Annotated in this window: 10 protein-coding genes and 1 tRNA gene; 7 read left to right on the top strand and 4 right to left on the bottom strand. The window is 60.8% G+C overall.

Translation table 11 applies throughout. The annotated features are described in order from the left end of the window. Positions 1–2: 2 nt before the first annotated feature. On the bottom strand, positions 3–548 hold the full coding sequence (gene rfbC / locus F6X24_RS02700; protein WP_151086380.1) for a dTDP-4-dehydrorhamnose 3,5-epimerase: 546 nt from the start codon (positions 546–548) through the stop codon (positions 3–5). A gap of 40 nt (positions 549–588) precedes the next feature. After that, on the bottom strand, positions 589–1,728 hold the full coding sequence (locus tag F6X24_RS02695; RefSeq protein ID WP_151086378.1) for a glycosyltransferase family 4 protein: 1,140 nt from the start codon (positions 1,726–1,728) through the stop codon (positions 589–591). 198 nt (positions 1,729–1,926) lie between these two features. Here F6X24_RS02695 and F6X24_RS02690 point away from each other — a divergent pair, with 198 nt between their 5' ends. The 5 genes from F6X24_RS02690 to F6X24_RS02670 all read left to right on the top strand — a co-directional run bounded on the left by F6X24_RS02690 (position 1,927) and on the right by F6X24_RS02670 (position 8,606). Beyond that, positions 1,927–2,223, top strand: coding sequence for a c-type cytochrome (locus F6X24_RS02690; protein WP_151086376.1), 297 nt, complete (start codon positions 1,927–1,929; stop codon positions 2,221–2,223). A gap of 91 nt (positions 2,224–2,314) precedes the next feature. Then, entirely contained in the window at positions 2,315–3,658 is a 1,344-nt protein-coding gene (gene hflX, locus F6X24_RS02685) for a GTPase HflX (protein ID WP_151086374.1), read from the top strand. A gap of 119 nt (positions 3,659–3,777) precedes the next feature. After that, positions 3,778–4,275 (top strand): SixA phosphatase family protein, encoded by a 498-nt coding sequence (locus tag F6X24_RS02680; RefSeq protein WP_151086372.1) that lies wholly within the window; start codon positions 3,778–3,780, stop codon positions 4,273–4,275. Positions 4,276–4,353: 78 nt separating this feature from the next. Then, positions 4,354–6,429 (top strand): polyphosphate kinase 1, encoded by a 2,076-nt coding sequence (ppk1, locus tag F6X24_RS02675; protein WP_151086370.1) that lies wholly within the window; start codon positions 4,354–4,356, stop codon positions 6,427–6,429. Positions 6,430–6,491: 62 nt separating this feature from the next. Continuing rightward, positions 6,492–8,606 (top strand): molybdopterin-dependent oxidoreductase, encoded by a 2,115-nt coding sequence (locus F6X24_RS02670; protein WP_151086368.1) that lies wholly within the window; start codon positions 6,492–6,494, stop codon positions 8,604–8,606. Between the two features lie 311 nt (positions 8,607–8,917). Here the strand turns inward: F6X24_RS02670 and F6X24_RS02665 are convergent, their stop codons facing one another. Next, positions 8,918–9,286 carry a hypothetical protein gene (locus tag F6X24_RS02665; RefSeq protein ID WP_151086367.1) on the bottom strand — a complete coding sequence of 123 codons (369 nt, stop codon included), beginning with the start codon at positions 9,284–9,286 and terminating at the stop codon, positions 8,918–8,920. Positions 9,287–9,461: 175 nt separating this feature from the next. Beyond that, on the bottom strand, positions 9,462–13,556 hold the full coding sequence (locus tag F6X24_RS19060) for a metallophosphoesterase (RefSeq protein WP_229725301.1): 4,095 nt from the start codon (positions 13,554–13,556) through the stop codon (positions 9,462–9,464). Between the two features lie 275 nt (positions 13,557–13,831). Here F6X24_RS19060 and F6X24_RS02655 point away from each other — a divergent pair, with 275 nt between their 5' ends. Together F6X24_RS02655 and F6X24_RS02650 are read left to right on the top strand one after the other, a co-directional pair. Beyond that, the gene (locus F6X24_RS02655) at positions 13,832–15,121 is read left to right on the top strand and encodes a Pycsar system effector family protein (protein WP_151086365.1); all 1,290 of its coding nucleotides are present in this window, start codon (positions 13,832–13,834) and stop codon (positions 15,119–15,121) included. 34 nt (positions 15,122–15,155) lie between these two features. Continuing rightward, positions 15,156–15,227: transfer RNA gene (locus tag F6X24_RS02650), tRNA-Arg, on the top strand. Positions 15,228–15,237: the final 10 nt, after the last annotated feature.

Raw genomic sequence — 15,237 nt, 5'->3', positions numbered from 1 at the left:
GGCTAAAACGGATTTTCGAGCTCGGCCAGCGTGGGCAGGATGGCGTCTTTCGGCGATATCAGGGCCTCGGCTACTCCCCAGTCGATGCCCAGCGCCGGGTCGTTCCAGCGTACTCCTCCTTCAGCGGCAGGAGCGTAGTAATCTGAGCACTTATACAGAAACAACGTATCGTCTTCCAGCGCCGCAAAGCCGTGGGCAAAGCCTTCGGGCACATACAGCACGTTGCCCAGCTCGGCGGTTAGCTCTACTTTGGCGTGTTGGCCAAAGGTGACGGAGCGGTGACGCAAGTCAACTACTATATCCAGCGCCCGCCCCTGGGCCACCCGCACCAGCTTGGCCTGCGCGTGCGGCGGGCGCTGGAAGTGCAGCCCACGCAGGGTGCCCGCCTTCGAGATACTCTGATTATCCTGCACCCAGTGGTGGCGGGGCAAGCCCAGCCCTTCCATTGTGCGGGCACTAAAGGTCTCGAAGAATGCGCCACGCGGGTCACCAAAAATGCGGGGGCGAAACTCAAGTAGGCCCGGCAGGGTATGGGTAATAACTTGCATTTACTATATACTGGTGGGTTTGCTCAGGTCAGAAGGAAAGCTACGCGCTGGTAATCTTTTGGCCGGCTTCGGCAACCGCGGCCAGGTACTGGCGCAGCACGAGCTGCTCATCAAATTTTTCTTCGGCCAGCTGGCGGCTGGCGGCCCCCAGCGCCGCGAGGCGGGCCGCGGGCAGCTGCGCCACCGTTAGGAGCTTATCGGCCAGGTCGGAGGCCGAGCGCACTTCGCAGAGGTAGCCGTTGCGACCATTTTGCACGGTTTCGCGGCAGCCCGGCACATCGGTGGTTACCAGGGGCTTGCCGCAGGCGGCGGCTTCGAGCAGGGTTTTGGGTGTGCCCTCGCGGTAGGAGGGCAGCACAATGCAGTCGGCGCGGTGCAGGTGGGCCGCTACGTCGTCGGAAGTGCCCAGGTAGGCTACGTGGCCTTCCGTCAGCCACTGCTCGAAGGTGGCGCGGGGCACCCCCACGCCGCCGGCCTCGTCGAGGCCGCCCAGGAGCTGAAAGCGGACCTTATCGGCCCCCATTGCCGCTTGCACCTGCTTGGCGGCGGCAAAATATTCGACAATGCCCTTTTCGTAAAGCACCCGCGCCACCATCAGAAAAGTGAAGGGCTCGCCCGGCGCTTTTTCAACGGCCGGCTCAGGTTTGAACCGGACCAAATCGACCCCCGAGCCGGGCACCAGGCCCGTAAGCGCGGGCTTTATCAGCCCGTAGCGCACAAAAAGCTCGCGGTCGTCATTGTTCTGAAAAAATACCTTGTGCGGGTACCGAAAAGCCAGCCGGTAGAGCCCCCGCGCTACCTTGCTCACCAGGTTTTCGACGATAAATACCGTGCCCAGCCCGCTCACGTTGTTGATGCTGGGCACGCCCGCCAGCCGCGCCGCCAGGGTGCCGTAAATATTAGGCTTGATGGTGAAATGCAGCACTACATCGGGGCGCTCCTGCTGGTACACGCGCATAAAGCGGCGCGTCAGCTGGGCATCCTTGATGGGGTTGGTGCCCTTGTTTTCCATCACGATGGGGACGTAACGGCAGCCCAGCTCACTTTCCAGACGGTCGGAATAAGCGTCGGGGGGCGCAATGGCCAGCACCTCGTGCCCGGCCGCCCGCAACGCCTTCACCAGGCCCCGGCGGAAGTTCCAGATGTTCCAGGAAGTATTAATGACTAAGGCAACGCGCACTAGAGCAATGAGTGAGGAAGTGACTGAGGCAGGGGCAAGGGGCCGGGCAGCTGACTAGCAGTCGCCTTACTCGGGGGCCGGCTCACGCCATTTCTCATTAGAAGTAGCGACAAAGGTCGGGCCGAAAATCGCCCCGGCCGTTATTTTAAGTAGTGCCGGCGGTTACTTTCGGGCTGATTTTTGCGTTATACTACCTCAATGAAGCTTTTAAAAATCGCGGGCTTGCCGCTGGCTTTGCTCGGCTGGGCAGGGGCGGTGCAGGCCGCCCCACCCGCGCCCGGCCAGCTGCTCTTTCAAAAAAACTGCCAGCGCTGCCACGGCCCGGATGGCCGGCTGGGCCGAAACGGCGCGCGCGACCTTACCAAAAGCAACCTCAATGCCTTTGGGCGCACGTATCTGGTTACCAATGGTATGCGCAAAATGCCAGCCTTTGGCAAAACGCTTACGCCGGCGCAGATAGCGCAGGTGGTAGCGTATTCTCTCACTTTAAAGTAGTGGCCGGGCGCTGGCTGGCCCGTTGCCGGTAGCCGCTGAGGCTGGCAACCGCGTAGTAGCACCCATTAGCCGACAACCATTCGCTTATTGCATGGCCAAACAATCCGAAAACTCGCACAGCAGCACGCGGCACGTGGGCGCTACCGACCACACGCCCGCCCGCCGCGATACCAAGCTCGACCGGCTGCTCAAGACTAAAACCTACGAAACTGCCAGGGAGGTCGAAACCGCCGTGCTCGTGAGTGTGCCCCCGCGCCGCCAAACCGACGCGCAAACGACTGAATACCTCGACGAGCTGGCTTTCCTTATCGAAACAGCCGGGGCACAGGCCACCCGCCGCTTTGTGCAGAAGCTCGACAAGCCCGATATCCGCACCTACGTGGGCGAGGGCAAGCTGGCCGAACTAAAGGCCTGGGTGACGCACGAAAAATCCAGCATGGTGGTGTTTGACGACGACCTCTCGCCCTCGCAGCTGCGCAACCTGGAAGCTGAGCTGAAAGTGAAAATCGTGGACCGGTCGCTGCTTATTCTCGATATTTTTGCCCTGCGGGCCAAGTCGGCTACCTCGCGCACGCAGGTCGAGCTGGCTCAGTATCAGTACTTACTGCCTCGGCTTACCGGTCTCTGGACTCACCTTGATAAGCAGCGCGGCGGAGTAGGCATGAAGGGGCCGGGCGAAACCGAAATCGAAACCGACCGCCGGATTGTGCGCGACCGCATTGCCTTTCTGAAGGATAAGCTCGAAGACCTCGACAAGCAGGCCGCCACGCAGCGCAAAACGCGCAATAATACCATTCGGGTGGCGCTGGTAGGCTACACCAACGTAGGCAAATCGACCATTATGAATCTGCTGGGCAAAGCCGAAGTATTTGCCGAGAACAAGCTCTTTGCCACCGTCGATGCCACTACGCGTAAAGTGGTGCTCGACAACCATATTCCCTTTTTGCTATCGGATACCGTTGGGTTTATCCGCAAGCTGCCGACCAAGCTCATCGAAAGCTTCAAGAGCACGCTCGATGAGATTCGGGAAGCCGACTTACTGATTCACGTTGTGGATATCTCCCACCCGGCTTTTGAGGAGCACATTGCGGTAGTAAATGAAACGCTGCGCGAAATTGGCGCCGCTGACAAGCCGGTGCTGCTTGTTTTCAATAAGATAGACCAGTACACGCACGATGCGGACCCCGCGCCCGTATTTGCCGGCGACGACCCGCAGCAGGATTTCCCCGGCCATTTTGACGAGCCTGCCCCGCGCCCGCCGCTTGAGCAGCTGCAGGAAACGTACATGGCCCGCCTGCACGACCCGGTGGTATTTATTTCGGCTCAGAATAAGGAAAATATAGAGGCCCTGCGCGAGCTGCTGGGGCGGCGCGTGGCCGAGCTGGCCGCTCGGCGCTTCCCGCATCAGGCAGCCAGCTACGATGAGTATAAATAGTATTTATTATATATTATTGCTGTTTCCTGAACACATTCGGTAGTTGAATTCTTCAGTGCCAAAAAAGGCCGGCCGCAACGGCCGGCTTTTTTGTGCCCATCATCGCCTAGCTTCGCGCCATGAAAACGCTGTATCTAATGCGCCATGCCAAGTCGAGCTGGAGCTTCGATGAGCTGAGCGACCAGGAGCGCCCACTCAACGACCGGGGCCGCGACGATGCGCCCCGCATGGGGCAGGCTCTGGCTGCCCGGCACATTGTGCCCGACCTTATCATGAGCTCGCCGGCCGTGCGGGCCATGAGCACGGCAGTACTGGTAGCCAGAGAGTTAAAATATGCTTCTGCTAACATTGTCGTGGAGCCCGGCATTTACCAGGCTGACCTCGACGACCTGCTGGCCATTATCCGCGCCCTGCCCGACACGGCGCAGTCGGTGCTGCTGACCGGGCACAACCCCACCCTTACCGATGTGGCCAACTACCTTTCGCCCTCGCCCCTAAGCAGCGAAATGCCCACCGCCGGCGTTATCTGCCTGCGCTTTCAAACCGAAGCCTGGGCTGAGGTAAAGCAGGCTAACGCCGAGTTTTATTTCTTCGACTGCCCGAAAAACGTGGCGTAGCCAGTAGGTATTCGATTTTCGTTGACTGTTTTTCGTTAAACCTGGCAGGATACCGAAGACAGCTAACTAAAACTGAACATGAAAACCCTGCCCCGCGACCTAAGCTGGCTGCGCTTCAATGCCCGCGTGCTGCAAGAAGCGCAGTGCCCCGAAGTGCCGCTGCTGGAGCGCCTGAAGTTTCTGGCCATCTTCTCGGCCAACCTCGACGAGTTTTTTAAGGTGCGGGTGGCTACGCTGCGGCGGCTCAGCAAGCTCAAGAAGAAAACCAGGGCCCAGCTTCCGCAAGACCAGCCCAAGCAGCTGCTGGCCAAGGTACTGGCCGAAGTGCACCGCCAGCAGGAAGAGTTTGGCAACACTTTTCGCGCGGTGCTGCCCGAACTGCGGGCAGCCGGCATTCAGCTGCTCAGCTCCGATGAGCTGACCGACCGCCAGTGCGAATGGGTGAGAGACTATTTTGAGCAGAAGGTCCGCGATTTGCTGTCGCCTATTATGCTCGACGATACGCTGCACCACCTGCTGCTGAAAGACCAGGCCGTGTACCTGACCTTGTACCTTACCGAGCCGCGCGCGCCGGGCAAAAAGGCCGATGCCGAGCGCGTAGTCATTATGGAGCTGCCGACCCGGCGGCACGGCGGGCGGTTTGTGGCGCTGCCCGGCGGAGCCGGCACCGCCGACGACCCCTTTCAGGTAGTGTTTCTGGATGATATTGTGCGGGTTGGCGTAGCCAGCCTGTTTCCGGCCTATGCCCAGGTGCAGGTTAATGCAATTAAGCTGAGCCGCGATGCGGAGCTGGATATTGCCGAGGAGATTTCGGGCGATTTGCTGGCCAAGATTCGCAGTAGCCTGGCCAAGCGGGCCACCGGCTACCCGGCCCGCCTGCTCTACGACCCCACCATGCCCCCGGCCGTGCGGCGGGCCATCAGGCAAAAAACCGGTATCGAGGATGAGGAGCTGGTGGAAGGCAGCCGCTACCACAATTTCCGCGATTTCTTTGGCTTCCCCGACTTTGGCCGGCAAGACTTGCTGAACCCCGCCTGGCCCGAGCTGCCGCACCCCACGCTGCCGCGCACCGGCCCGCTACTGCCCGCCATCGCCCGGCGCGACTACCTGCTGCACCCGCCCTACCAGAGCTACGATGTCGTGCCGCGCCTTCTGCGCGAAGCGGCAAACGACCCGCGGGTGAATAGTATTAGCATTACGCTATATCGGGTGGCTGCCAAGAGCGCGGTGGTCAAGGCCTTGCTCAAAGCGCTCAAAAATGGCAAGCAGGTAACGGCCGTAGTGGAGCTGAAAGCCCGCTTTGATGAGGAAAGCAACATCTATTGGGCCGAAAAGCTGAAGCGGGCCGGCGCCAACGTCATCTTCACTCCGCCCGAACTGAAATGCCACGCCAAGCTGCTGCTCCTTACGCGGCGCAGCGAGGCCGACGACTCCATGAGCCGCTACGCTTATCTCAGCTCGGGCAATTTTAACGAGGCCACCGCCCGGCTCTACGCCGACCACGGCCTGTTTACGGCCAATGCCGAAATAGTGGCCGAGGTAGACCAGGTGTTTCGCTATTTTATTACGGGCGAAGAGCCGGCGCATTTGCAGCACCTGCTGGTAGCGCCGTTTGGACTGCGCAAGCAGCTGCTTAAGCTGATAGCCGCCGAGGCAGCCCGCGCCAAAAAAGGTGAAGAAGCCTATATCATTCTGAAAGTGAACTCGCTGGAAGACCCCGGCATGATAGCCGCGCTCTACGAGGCCAGTCGGGCGGGGGTGCGCATTGAGCTGCTTATCCGGGGCATCGGCTGCCTGGTGCCGGGCGAGCCGGGCCTGAGCGAGCATATCACGCAGCGCGGGCTGCTGGACCGCTACCTCGAACACGCCCGGATTTACGTATTTGGCAATGGCGGCGTGGAAAAAGTGTACGTCTCGTCGGCCGACTGGATGACCCGCAACCTCGACCGCCGGGTGGAAGTCGCTTTCCCGGTGCTCGATGAAAGCCTGCAAGCCGAGCTGCGCCACCTGCTCGACCTGGAGCGGGCCGACAATGTGAAAGCCCGCGACTTTGATAACCACTACGTGCTGCCCGCACCCGGCCAGCCGCGGGTGCGCGCACAGGAAAGCGAGTATCAGTACCTGAAAAAGCTGGCACCGCGACGTAAAGCCTGAGTGCATGTTTTTTTTCTGGGGCTACGGCGTACTTTTCAGGCAGGCTCTCCTTCCCACCCGGCATGTCTCCCGAAAAACACTACCGCGCCTGCAACCTCTGCGAAGCCATTTGTGGCCTCGAAATCACGCATCAGGACGGCAAAGTCCTGCGTATCGTCGGCGACAAGGCCGACCCGCTTAGCCGGGGCCACATTTGCCCCAAGGCTGTGGGCTTGCAGGAGGTGTACGAAGACCCCGACCGCCTGCGCCATCCGTTGCGCCGCACGGCCACCGGCTGGGAAGAAGTAAGCTGGGACATCGCCCTCGATGAAGTAGCCGACCGCCTGCGGCAGGTGCGCGCCCGGCACGGTGCCCACGCCACGGCCTGGTACGCCGGCAACCCCACGGTGCATAACTCCGGCACCCAGCTTTCGGCGCCCGGCTTTTTGAAGGCGCTGGGCTCGCGGCACCTGTTTTCGGCCTCGTCGGTCGACCAGCTGCCGCACCACTTTGCGGCGTGGCAGCTGTTTGGGCACCCGCTGCTGCTGCCCGTGCCCGACCTCGACCGCACCGACTACTGGCTGATACTGGGCGCTAACCCCTTGGTTTCGAATGGCAGCCTGATGACCGCGCCCGACGTGGGCAAGCGCCTGCAGGCCATCCGGGACCGGGGCGGCAAGGTGGTCGTCATTGACCCACGCCGCACCGAAACGGCCGCTCATGCCGACGAGCACCACTTTATCCGGCCCGGCACCGACGTGTTTTTGCTGCTGGCCATGACCCAGGTGCTCTTTGCCGAAAGCCTGGTGCGCCTGGGTCGGCTGGCCGGGTTTGCCGATGGCCTGGCCGAGCTGCAAGCCGCCGTGGCCGCGTTTACGCCCGAGCGGGCAGCGGGTATGACTGGTATGGAGGCCGATACAATTCGCCGGCTGGCCCGCGAGCTGGCCGCGGCCGGGCGCGGCGTGTGCTACGGCCGGGTGGGCGTGTCGGTGCAGGAGTTTGGCGGGCTGTGTTTGTGGCTGGTGAGCGTGCTCAATGCCCTTACTGGGCACCTCGACGAGCTGGGTGGCTCCATGTTTGCCACGCCGGCCCTCGACCTGCTGGGCAAGCCGCAGCCCTATGAGCGCTACAACCGCTACCAGAGCCGCGTGCGGGGCGCCCCCGAGTTTATGGGCGAGCTGCCAGTGGCCTGCCTGGCCGAAGAAATCCTGACGCCAGGCCCCGGCCGGCTGCGGGCGCTGGTGACGAGCTGCGGCAACCCCGTGCTGAGTACGCCCAATGGCCGCCAGCTCGACCAGGCGCTCGAAAGCCTCGATTTTATGGTGAGCATCGACATCTACCTCAACGAGACCACGCGCCACGCCCACTACATTCTGCCGCCCGCCACGGGCCTCGAAACGGCGCACTACGACGTGTCGTTTCACGCGCTGGCTATTCGCAACACGGCCCGCTACTCGGAGCCGCTGTTTGCCAAAAGCCCCGCGCAGCGCTACGACTGGGAGATATTTGAAGGCCTGCGCCAGCGCCTTGAAACGGATGCGTACGACCCGGCCACTGCCGCCCCGCCTGATAATCCCGAAGCTAAGCTCGACCTCGGCCTCCGATATGGCGCCTATGGTAAAGCGGGCCTTTCCGTGGCGGCCCTGCGCCAAGCGCCGCACGGCCTCGACCTGGGCCCGCTGCTGCCACGCCTGCCGCAAGCGCTGCGTACGGCTGGTCAGCGTCTTCAGCTGGCCCCGCCCTTGCTGCTGGCCGACCTGGTTCGCGCCCGCCAGGCACTGGCCGCGCCGCCGGCACTGGCTGACGGCCAGCTAGCCCTGGTGAGCCGCCGCGAGCTGCGCAGCAACAATTCGTGGATGCACAACCTGCCGCGCCTCATAAAGGGCCGCCCGCGCTGTACGCTGCACCTGCACCCCGCCGATGCCGCCGCCCGCCACCTCACCGAGGGCCAGCTGGTGCGCGTGCGCTCCCGCGTGGGCAGCATCGAGCTGCTCGTGGAGCTGAGCGACAGGATGATGCCCGGCGTGGCCAGCATGCCCCACGGCTACGGCCACCAGCGCGCCGGCGTGCGCCTGGCTGTAGCCAGCCAGCAGGCCGGCACCAGCATTAACGACTTAACCGATGACGCTCGACTCGATGTGCTGACCGGCAACGCCGCCCTGAGTGGCGTGCCGGTGTGGGTAGAGCCCGTAACGTAAGCGTACAGGCATTAAAGCTCGCAGCAAAATATTTTATAATATATATTATATTATTTTGTGAGTCGGCATACGGGGCGGGCTGCCGGCTCTTTGTTGGCGCCGGACGTTCTGGCGACGAGCGGACAGCCGGCGAAAAGCCGGCAGCCCGCTGCGCTCAACCTGCACCCTGACTTGGCGCTGGCGCGGGGTAAGTCGAATGTCGAATGATTCCGTCAGCCAGCCGCAGCTTCAGCGGTGACTGGTACTGTGGGTAGTCGCTTTAGCAGCTTGTGCAGCAGTTGAGGGGTGTATTACAGCAAGAGTAAGCGGTGCTAGGCCTGCGCTGGCATCTCCTCGGGTCGGGTAAGCAGCCCCACCAGTAGATTGATGGTGCCGATAACCAGAAAGGCATTGCGGGCCTTGCGGTTTTTGGCAAAGCCAAACAACCAGGGGGCCGTTAGAGTCGTGATGGCCCCCACCGCGTCAAAGGCCAGGTGAGCTTTGAAAGGAATAACCCGGACCAGGCCCCACTCGGCGCGTGTGAAGAGGCTGGATGCCAGCACCGAGCTACTGAGAGCATAGCACAACGTAGCAGCAGTTTTTTCGGCGGCAAAACCTGCCAGCGCGGGTGCGGCGGCCACAAGCGGGACGTACGTATAGTCGGCAAAGCCGTGCTGGCGGCGAGAGATGGGCTGGTCCATATCGGAGAAAAAGTAATGGAGATGTGATAGCCGGATACGGCAAAATATAACGCCGGCACCGGGAAAAGGATATAGCGGAGGTTATGAGTTGGGCGCAGAAAAAGCCCCGCAGCACGCGCCACGGGGCTTTTGAGTACTAGCCGGCAAGGGTGCAGTCCGTAGAGCCAGGCGTTGCCTAAAACAAAAAGTCGAACCCTACATACAGCAGCCGCTCCTCGCCCACCGAGTACGTCACGTTGACCACTGCCTGGTCGAGGATGTTGACGAACGCGCCCCCGCCGAAGCCCGTGTGGAAGGCTTGCAGGCCCTGGCGCGTATCCTGGGCCGAGTACACGCGGCCGGCATCGGCCAGGCCCATGATGCCGAAGGTGCCGGGGAAGAGGTAGGCGTTGAACTTGAACAGGTGCAGGCGCGCCTCGAAGTTGCCGTAGAGGCTGCTGCGGCCGGCGTAGCGGGTGCGGCGATAGCCGCGCAGGTTAGTGGTGCCGCCCAGCGTATTAGCCTGGTAAAAGCGGTAGTCGCCAAGGTTGTGCTGCACGCCTACGCGGCCGGCGTAGGTAATGCGAAACGGGAAGTTGGGCGTGATATATGCCTTCAGCTCAGAGGAAAGCCGCCCGTAAGTCAGCTGCTCGCCGTTGAGCTGCCAGTTGTACTGCGCCTCGTTGTGCCACTGAATACCAATGCGCGGGTCTTTGGGCGACGACTGTGCCCCGAAGTCGATGTACACCAGGCCGCCCAGGTAAGAGTTTGCCTGAAAGTCGGAGTTGCGGATGCCGAAGTGTCGGTTTTCGAGGCCCGTCCCGATGCTGTCTCTGATAACTGTTCCAATCTGGTCGCTTTCCACCCGGAAACGCTCGTACTGCGGCCCAAAACCAATTTTGCCGAAGGTAAACAGCTTACGCTCAAGGGTGGGGGCAATGTAGAAGCGGTCGAAGCGCACCCGGTAAGCACTATTGACCGTGCGGTTAGTAGCCTGGTCTTTGCCTTCCACCGCATAATTCTGGGTGTTGTTGCCGATGCCGAAGAAATTATAAAGCAGCTGCGGTCCGTAAAACTGCGAAGCAATGTGCAAGTCGGTTTTACCGCCGAATACGCTTGTAAACTGCCCGCTGTAGCGCAGGTTATAAGCCTGGCGGGCCGGGGCGAAGTTGGCCGTCAGGGTTTGCTCCGAGCTGAAGGGCTCGCGCCGGAAGCCGTAGCGCCGGTGCGTAACCCCGCCGCCCAGCAGCACGCCATCGTCGATATTATACCCAAAAAACAGGGCCGGGCCGGTGTAGTTGAGGCGGTAGTCTTTCAGGTCGAAGCGGTGCGGGTGGTCGTAGCGGCTCACTTCTACGCCTGGCTCCAGGCGCAGGCGAGCCTCGCCGCGCTTGTTCACAATCACGTTGCCGGTGTCGGCGTCGTAAATCTGGGTGCGATGCCGCATACCGGCTACCCGCGAGTTGTCGATGATAGTGTCACGGCCCGTGCCAGCAATGATGCGAATCTTATGGCCCTGGCGCTGGTCGCCGCTCAGGTCATACACGTCCTGGCCGCTGATACCGTACAGGCGAATCTCGTCGGTAGTACGGTCGAAGGTGCGGTCGTAGAGAACCTTAGTCAGCTGGCCCTTCTTACTGATTTTCTGCATTACTACGTGCGTCTTATGGTCGGGCAGGCGCGTCACCGTAAATTTCTCCCGCTTCTGTGAGCCGCGTACCTCCACGCGCTGGGCCATCACGTCGGCGTACTTGGCGGCCACGTCGGGCAGCAGGTCGCGGCGGCTCTTGAGCTTGGCCACAATCTCGGCGCCGTGCTCGGCATAAATCTGGGCCGGCCACTTATCGCGGAAGGCTTTTTCGATGATTTCGTCGGTGAGCTGGGCTTTCATAATGTTGGCCTGCTTCACCCATTCTTCGCGGCTCACGCCGCTCAGGTATAGCCGGTCGTTGCTGAGGCCGGTTTGGTTCAGGCCCTTGTAGTCGCCGTAATCGTAGCCGAAATTCTGAAAGTTGCGCACCGCAAATTTTTTCGAAATAAGCGAAGGCAGCACTCCATCACCTTTAAAAAAGGCAATGTCGCGGTCTTCGGGCACGGCCGTATAAATCTTGTCGCCGTCCTTGGTTTTGCGCTGGGCCCAGCGCCACTGGTCTTCGTGGCGGTCCCAGTCGCCAATCCACATATCGAAGAGGCGCGAGCGCGCAAAGGCCGGCTCGTCGACCTGGTTGTCGTTGTCGGCCAGCAGGTTTTCGAGCATCTTATCGGTGCTCACGAGCTTCTTGGCGTAGTCGAGCGAGGCGTCGGTATCCTGGCTGCCTTTGGCGTCTTCTTCCAGTGCGGCGGGTGTGTTGGCAAACTTCTGCCGGTACTGGCCCAGCGCCGGGTCATTCGGAATATAGACGTAGCGCGGGTTCGTATGCAGAATGCCGGCTGCGGTAGCCAGGGGCGGCAGCACAAACGAGGCGTAGGGATGCTGGGCCGATATCTGGTCCTGCAACACCGCTTTGGCCAGGCCGGTGCGGAAATTCTCGGGCAGCACGGCGGCGGGGTCTTTATCGATGCCCCGCACTGTGTAGTAGTAGCCGGCCTCGTTGCGCACTTTCAGTGAGGCCGTCTGCTTGCCGCCCCCCGTTTTGTACGGAATAAGCCCGCCTTCCGCGGTTTGGATATCTAGCACCGGAAAGGCAACCGGCGTAGCCCACTCCTTGCGGTAGTGCTCGCCCAGCAGCCAGTTGTGCAGGCGGCCGTGCTGGTTGTAGCTCGGGTTCACGGCTACCGTTACTACGCTGTCTTTGAAGTTGGGCCGCTTCATGGCCGAGGTTACGACGGGTGCCCCTGTAGGCTTGTCGGCCGCCTTGGCGGCGGCCGACTCAAAGTCGTCGTTGCTCTGGTTGCCGGCGCGGGTGGCGGTGGCACCGCCCGGCGCCTGCGTGCCGGGAGCCGCCCCCGAGTCGGGCTTATTCTTCTTGCTCACTTTGCCGCCGGGGCCTGCCGCGGCCGTAGCGGCCCGGCCCCGGCCCAACTCGGCATATACCTGCTGGCGGTACGCAAGCCGGGCCGTCTGGCCTTTGTCTTTATCGCTGGGAATGAGGTATTCGACCCACACCTGGCCGTCGTCGTAGTAATTGAGCCGGGCAAAGCCCTTTTCCTTGTCCGAAAACAGCGCCTCACCACCCTTGCCAGGCTTTACGTGCTGCGTTTTGCAGCCTGAGCCGCTGGTGATGAAGTGCGACTTGGTTTTCTCCTCGTCGTAATACTGGAGGTTGTGCTCGTGGCCGTTGGCATAGATAATATTCGGATATTTGCCAAACAGGTCGAGCAGGTTCTTCTTGTAGTCCTGGTAGGCCGGATACGCCAAATCCTGGGCAATGCCGCCATACTTGCGGGCCAGCGGGTACACCGACCCGATAACCGGCAGCGGTAGAAACGCATATTTCTGCACAATGCTGAGCGGAAACAGGTGGTCGGCCAGCGTAAAGTAGCCGCCGTGAATGCCATCCGAAAACAGCGGGTGGTGCGTCACAATCAGGATATGCTTGTCCTGGTTGCGCTTAATCACCTCTTCGAGCTGCGCATATACATCGTCTTCCGTGTTGGCCCCGCAGGCACTGCCGAAGGGCCGGTTGGCCTGGTCGGTAATAAACCATTGCGAGTTGATGGCAATCATCACCAGGTCGTCGCGCAGCCTGATTTCGTAAGGGCCGGGGCAGCCATCGCGCGGCACCAGAAAATCGCCGGTATAGGAAAAAGCCACTGAATCTTTGGCCAGGTAGTGCTCGGCGTAGGCCTGCTCGCGGTTTACCTGGGCCAGCCCGCCCTTGTAGCCCTGAATCCAGTCGTGGTTGCCGGGCACCATGTATTTTTCTCCCTTGTAGCCTTTCAGAATATCGAGCTGGGCATTGAGCCGGTTTTCGGCCGTTTTGCGGTCGTAGGCGCCCTCGGGCGGCATACCCTGGTTGTACACGTTATCGCCCAGAAACACGACCGCGCTCTTAGTGCCGGCCTGCAGCATCTGCTTGCGCATGAAGTTCAGCGATGGCTCGCCGCCCTTGTCGGCCAGAATGGGATTGCCTACGTCGCCAATCAAAAATACTGAATAGCGAATGCGGCTCGAATCGGGAGGCAGGTGCTTTTCCCAGCCTACGGCCGTGCGGCGGTAATTGGGCTTGGGGTTTACCGGGTTGAACTCGGACTCGCCGGCTTCGCCCAGCTCTTCGAGCTGCGCATGCACGGTGAGCGGAAGAGTAGCTAGTAGGCACAGGCAGCAGAAAAGGCGGAGAAGTAGTGTCATGTAGGTGAAAGTACACGTAGCGCGGGGCGCTACCAAAAAGGTAAATACGAGTTGCAGAATAAAGGCGTAAGGCTGGCTGTACGTAAGATTTTTTGGGCGGGCTGCCAGGCACTGCAAGACAAGCCGCCCTTTTTTATTTCCCGCGTGAGGGCTGCTACGCAAAGCTGGCCCGTGCGGTTGAGGTTAGGAATTAACCCAGGCCGACTGTAGCGCGTTGAAAGCCCACTGCCAGGCTGAACGCAACGCCGGCCGGCTGTTGTTTCTTGCGCTGAATTATGGCTACTACTACTCTCCCCGCCGAAGCCGAAACTCCGGCCGCCCCAGCTTCTCCGCCTGCTAAGCCGCCCAAGCCGGAGGTGTCGGCGCTGGTGCAGCAGGCGCAAGCCTACCTCGAGCCCAAGCTGACGGCCGAGCTGGACCCCCGCCTCACCTACCACACGCTGGCGCATACGGCCTACGTAGTGAAGCAGGCCCGCAACCTGGCCGACGATGCCCAGCTCAGCCCCGAGCAAACCGAGGAACTGCTGCTGGCCGCCTGGTTTCACGACACGGGCTACCTCGATACCTACGATGGCCACGAGTATAAGAGCATGGCCCGGGCCGAGGCCTGGCTTCTGGAAAAAAAGGTGGAGCCCGCCCGCGTAGAGGTTATTAAAAACCTTATCCGCGCTACGCATCGCAACGAGACGCCAACTACGGAGCTCGAAAAAATAATGGTCGATGCCGATATGAGCAATCTGGCCGCCGACGATTTTCGGGCCCGCGCCGAGCTGCTGCGCACCGAGTGGGAGCTGGCCCTCGATAAGTCGTACAGCAACCCCGAGTGGGCCGAGCTGCAGCTCAACTTTATGCTGGCGCATAAGTACCTCTCCGGCGCTGGCAAAGACCGCTATAAGAAGTCGCTGAAAGCCAATGTTGAAAACCAGCGCGACCGGCTCAAAAAGGCCGAGAAAAAAGCCAAGAAAAAGGAAAAGGAAAAAACCGACACCTTCGCCGAGCCCAAGCGGGGCATCGAAACAATGTTCCGCACCATGTACTCCAACCACATGAAGCTCTCCGACATGGCCGATAAAAAGGCCAGCATGATGATTTCGCTCAACGCGGTTATCATGTCGGTGATAATTACCTACCTGGGGGCCAAATCGTCGGGGATGACGCCCACCGGCAATGCCAGCTTTACCCGCAATCCGATTCTGGCCGTGCCCATGGGCATTCTGCTGCTTACCGCCCTGGGCTCGGTAACCTCGGCTATTCTTTCGGCTCAGCCCGATGTCACGAGCTTCAAATGGCTGAAGCGCAACCCCGAGATTGCCACCAACCGGCGCGTCAACCTCTTGTTTTTCGGACAGTTCACCAAGCTCAGCCTGCAGCACTTTCAGGAAGGTATGCACGAGCTGATGCGCCAGAAAAATACCCTTTATACAAATATGGTAACAGATGTATATTATCTTGGCGAAGTGCTCGACCGTAAATACAGGCTGTTGCGCGTGAGCTATTCCATTTTTATGGTTGGCCTGATACTCACGGCGCTCTCCTTTGGGATTGTACTCGCCTACAAGATGTAGCGGGGGCTCGGCCGGTGGCTTACCTTTGTGGCCTGGCTGCGTAGTTCAAGGGATAGAATAGGCGTTTCCTAAACGCTTGATAGCAGTTCGAATCTGCTCGTGGCTACTATAGCGTA

It is taken from the genome of Hymenobacter baengnokdamensis (genome assembly GCF_008728635.1).
Taxonomy (GTDB): domain Bacteria; phylum Bacteroidota; class Bacteroidia; order Cytophagales; family Hymenobacteraceae; genus Hymenobacter; species Hymenobacter baengnokdamensis.
The sequence above is the reverse complement of the archived record's forward strand: the minus strand, read 5'-3'. Positions and strand labels throughout refer to the sequence as shown.

Coding starts and splice junctions, on each gene's coding strand:
- F6X24_RS02690 (WP_151086376.1), top strand. CDS start 1,927: ATGAAGCTTTTAAAAATCGCGGGCTTGCCGCTGGCTTTGCTCGGCTGG.
- F6X24_RS02680 (WP_151086372.1), top strand. CDS start 3,778: ATGAAAACGCTGTATCTAATGCGCCATGCCAAGTCGAGCTGGAGCTTC.
- ppk1 (WP_151086370.1), top strand. CDS start 4,354: ATGAAAACCCTGCCCCGCGACCTAAGCTGGCTGCGCTTCAATGCCCGC.
- F6X24_RS19060 (WP_229725301.1), bottom strand. CDS start 13,556: ATGACACTACTTCTCCGCCTTTTCTGCTGCCTGTGCCTACTAGCTACT.
- F6X24_RS02655 (WP_151086365.1), top strand. CDS start 13,832: ATGGCTACTACTACTCTCCCCGCCGAAGCCGAAACTCCGGCCGCCCCA.
- F6X24_RS02665 (WP_151086367.1), bottom strand. CDS start 9,286: ATGGACCAGCCCATCTCTCGCCGCCAGCACGGCTTTGCCGACTATACG.
- hflX (WP_151086374.1), top strand. CDS start 2,315: ATGGCCAAACAATCCGAAAACTCGCACAGCAGCACGCGGCACGTGGGC.
- rfbC (WP_151086380.1), bottom strand. CDS start 548: ATGCAAGTTATTACCCATACCCTGCCGGGCCTACTTGAGTTTCGCCCC.
- F6X24_RS02670 (WP_151086368.1), top strand. CDS start 6,492: ATGTCTCCCGAAAAACACTACCGCGCCTGCAACCTCTGCGAAGCCATT.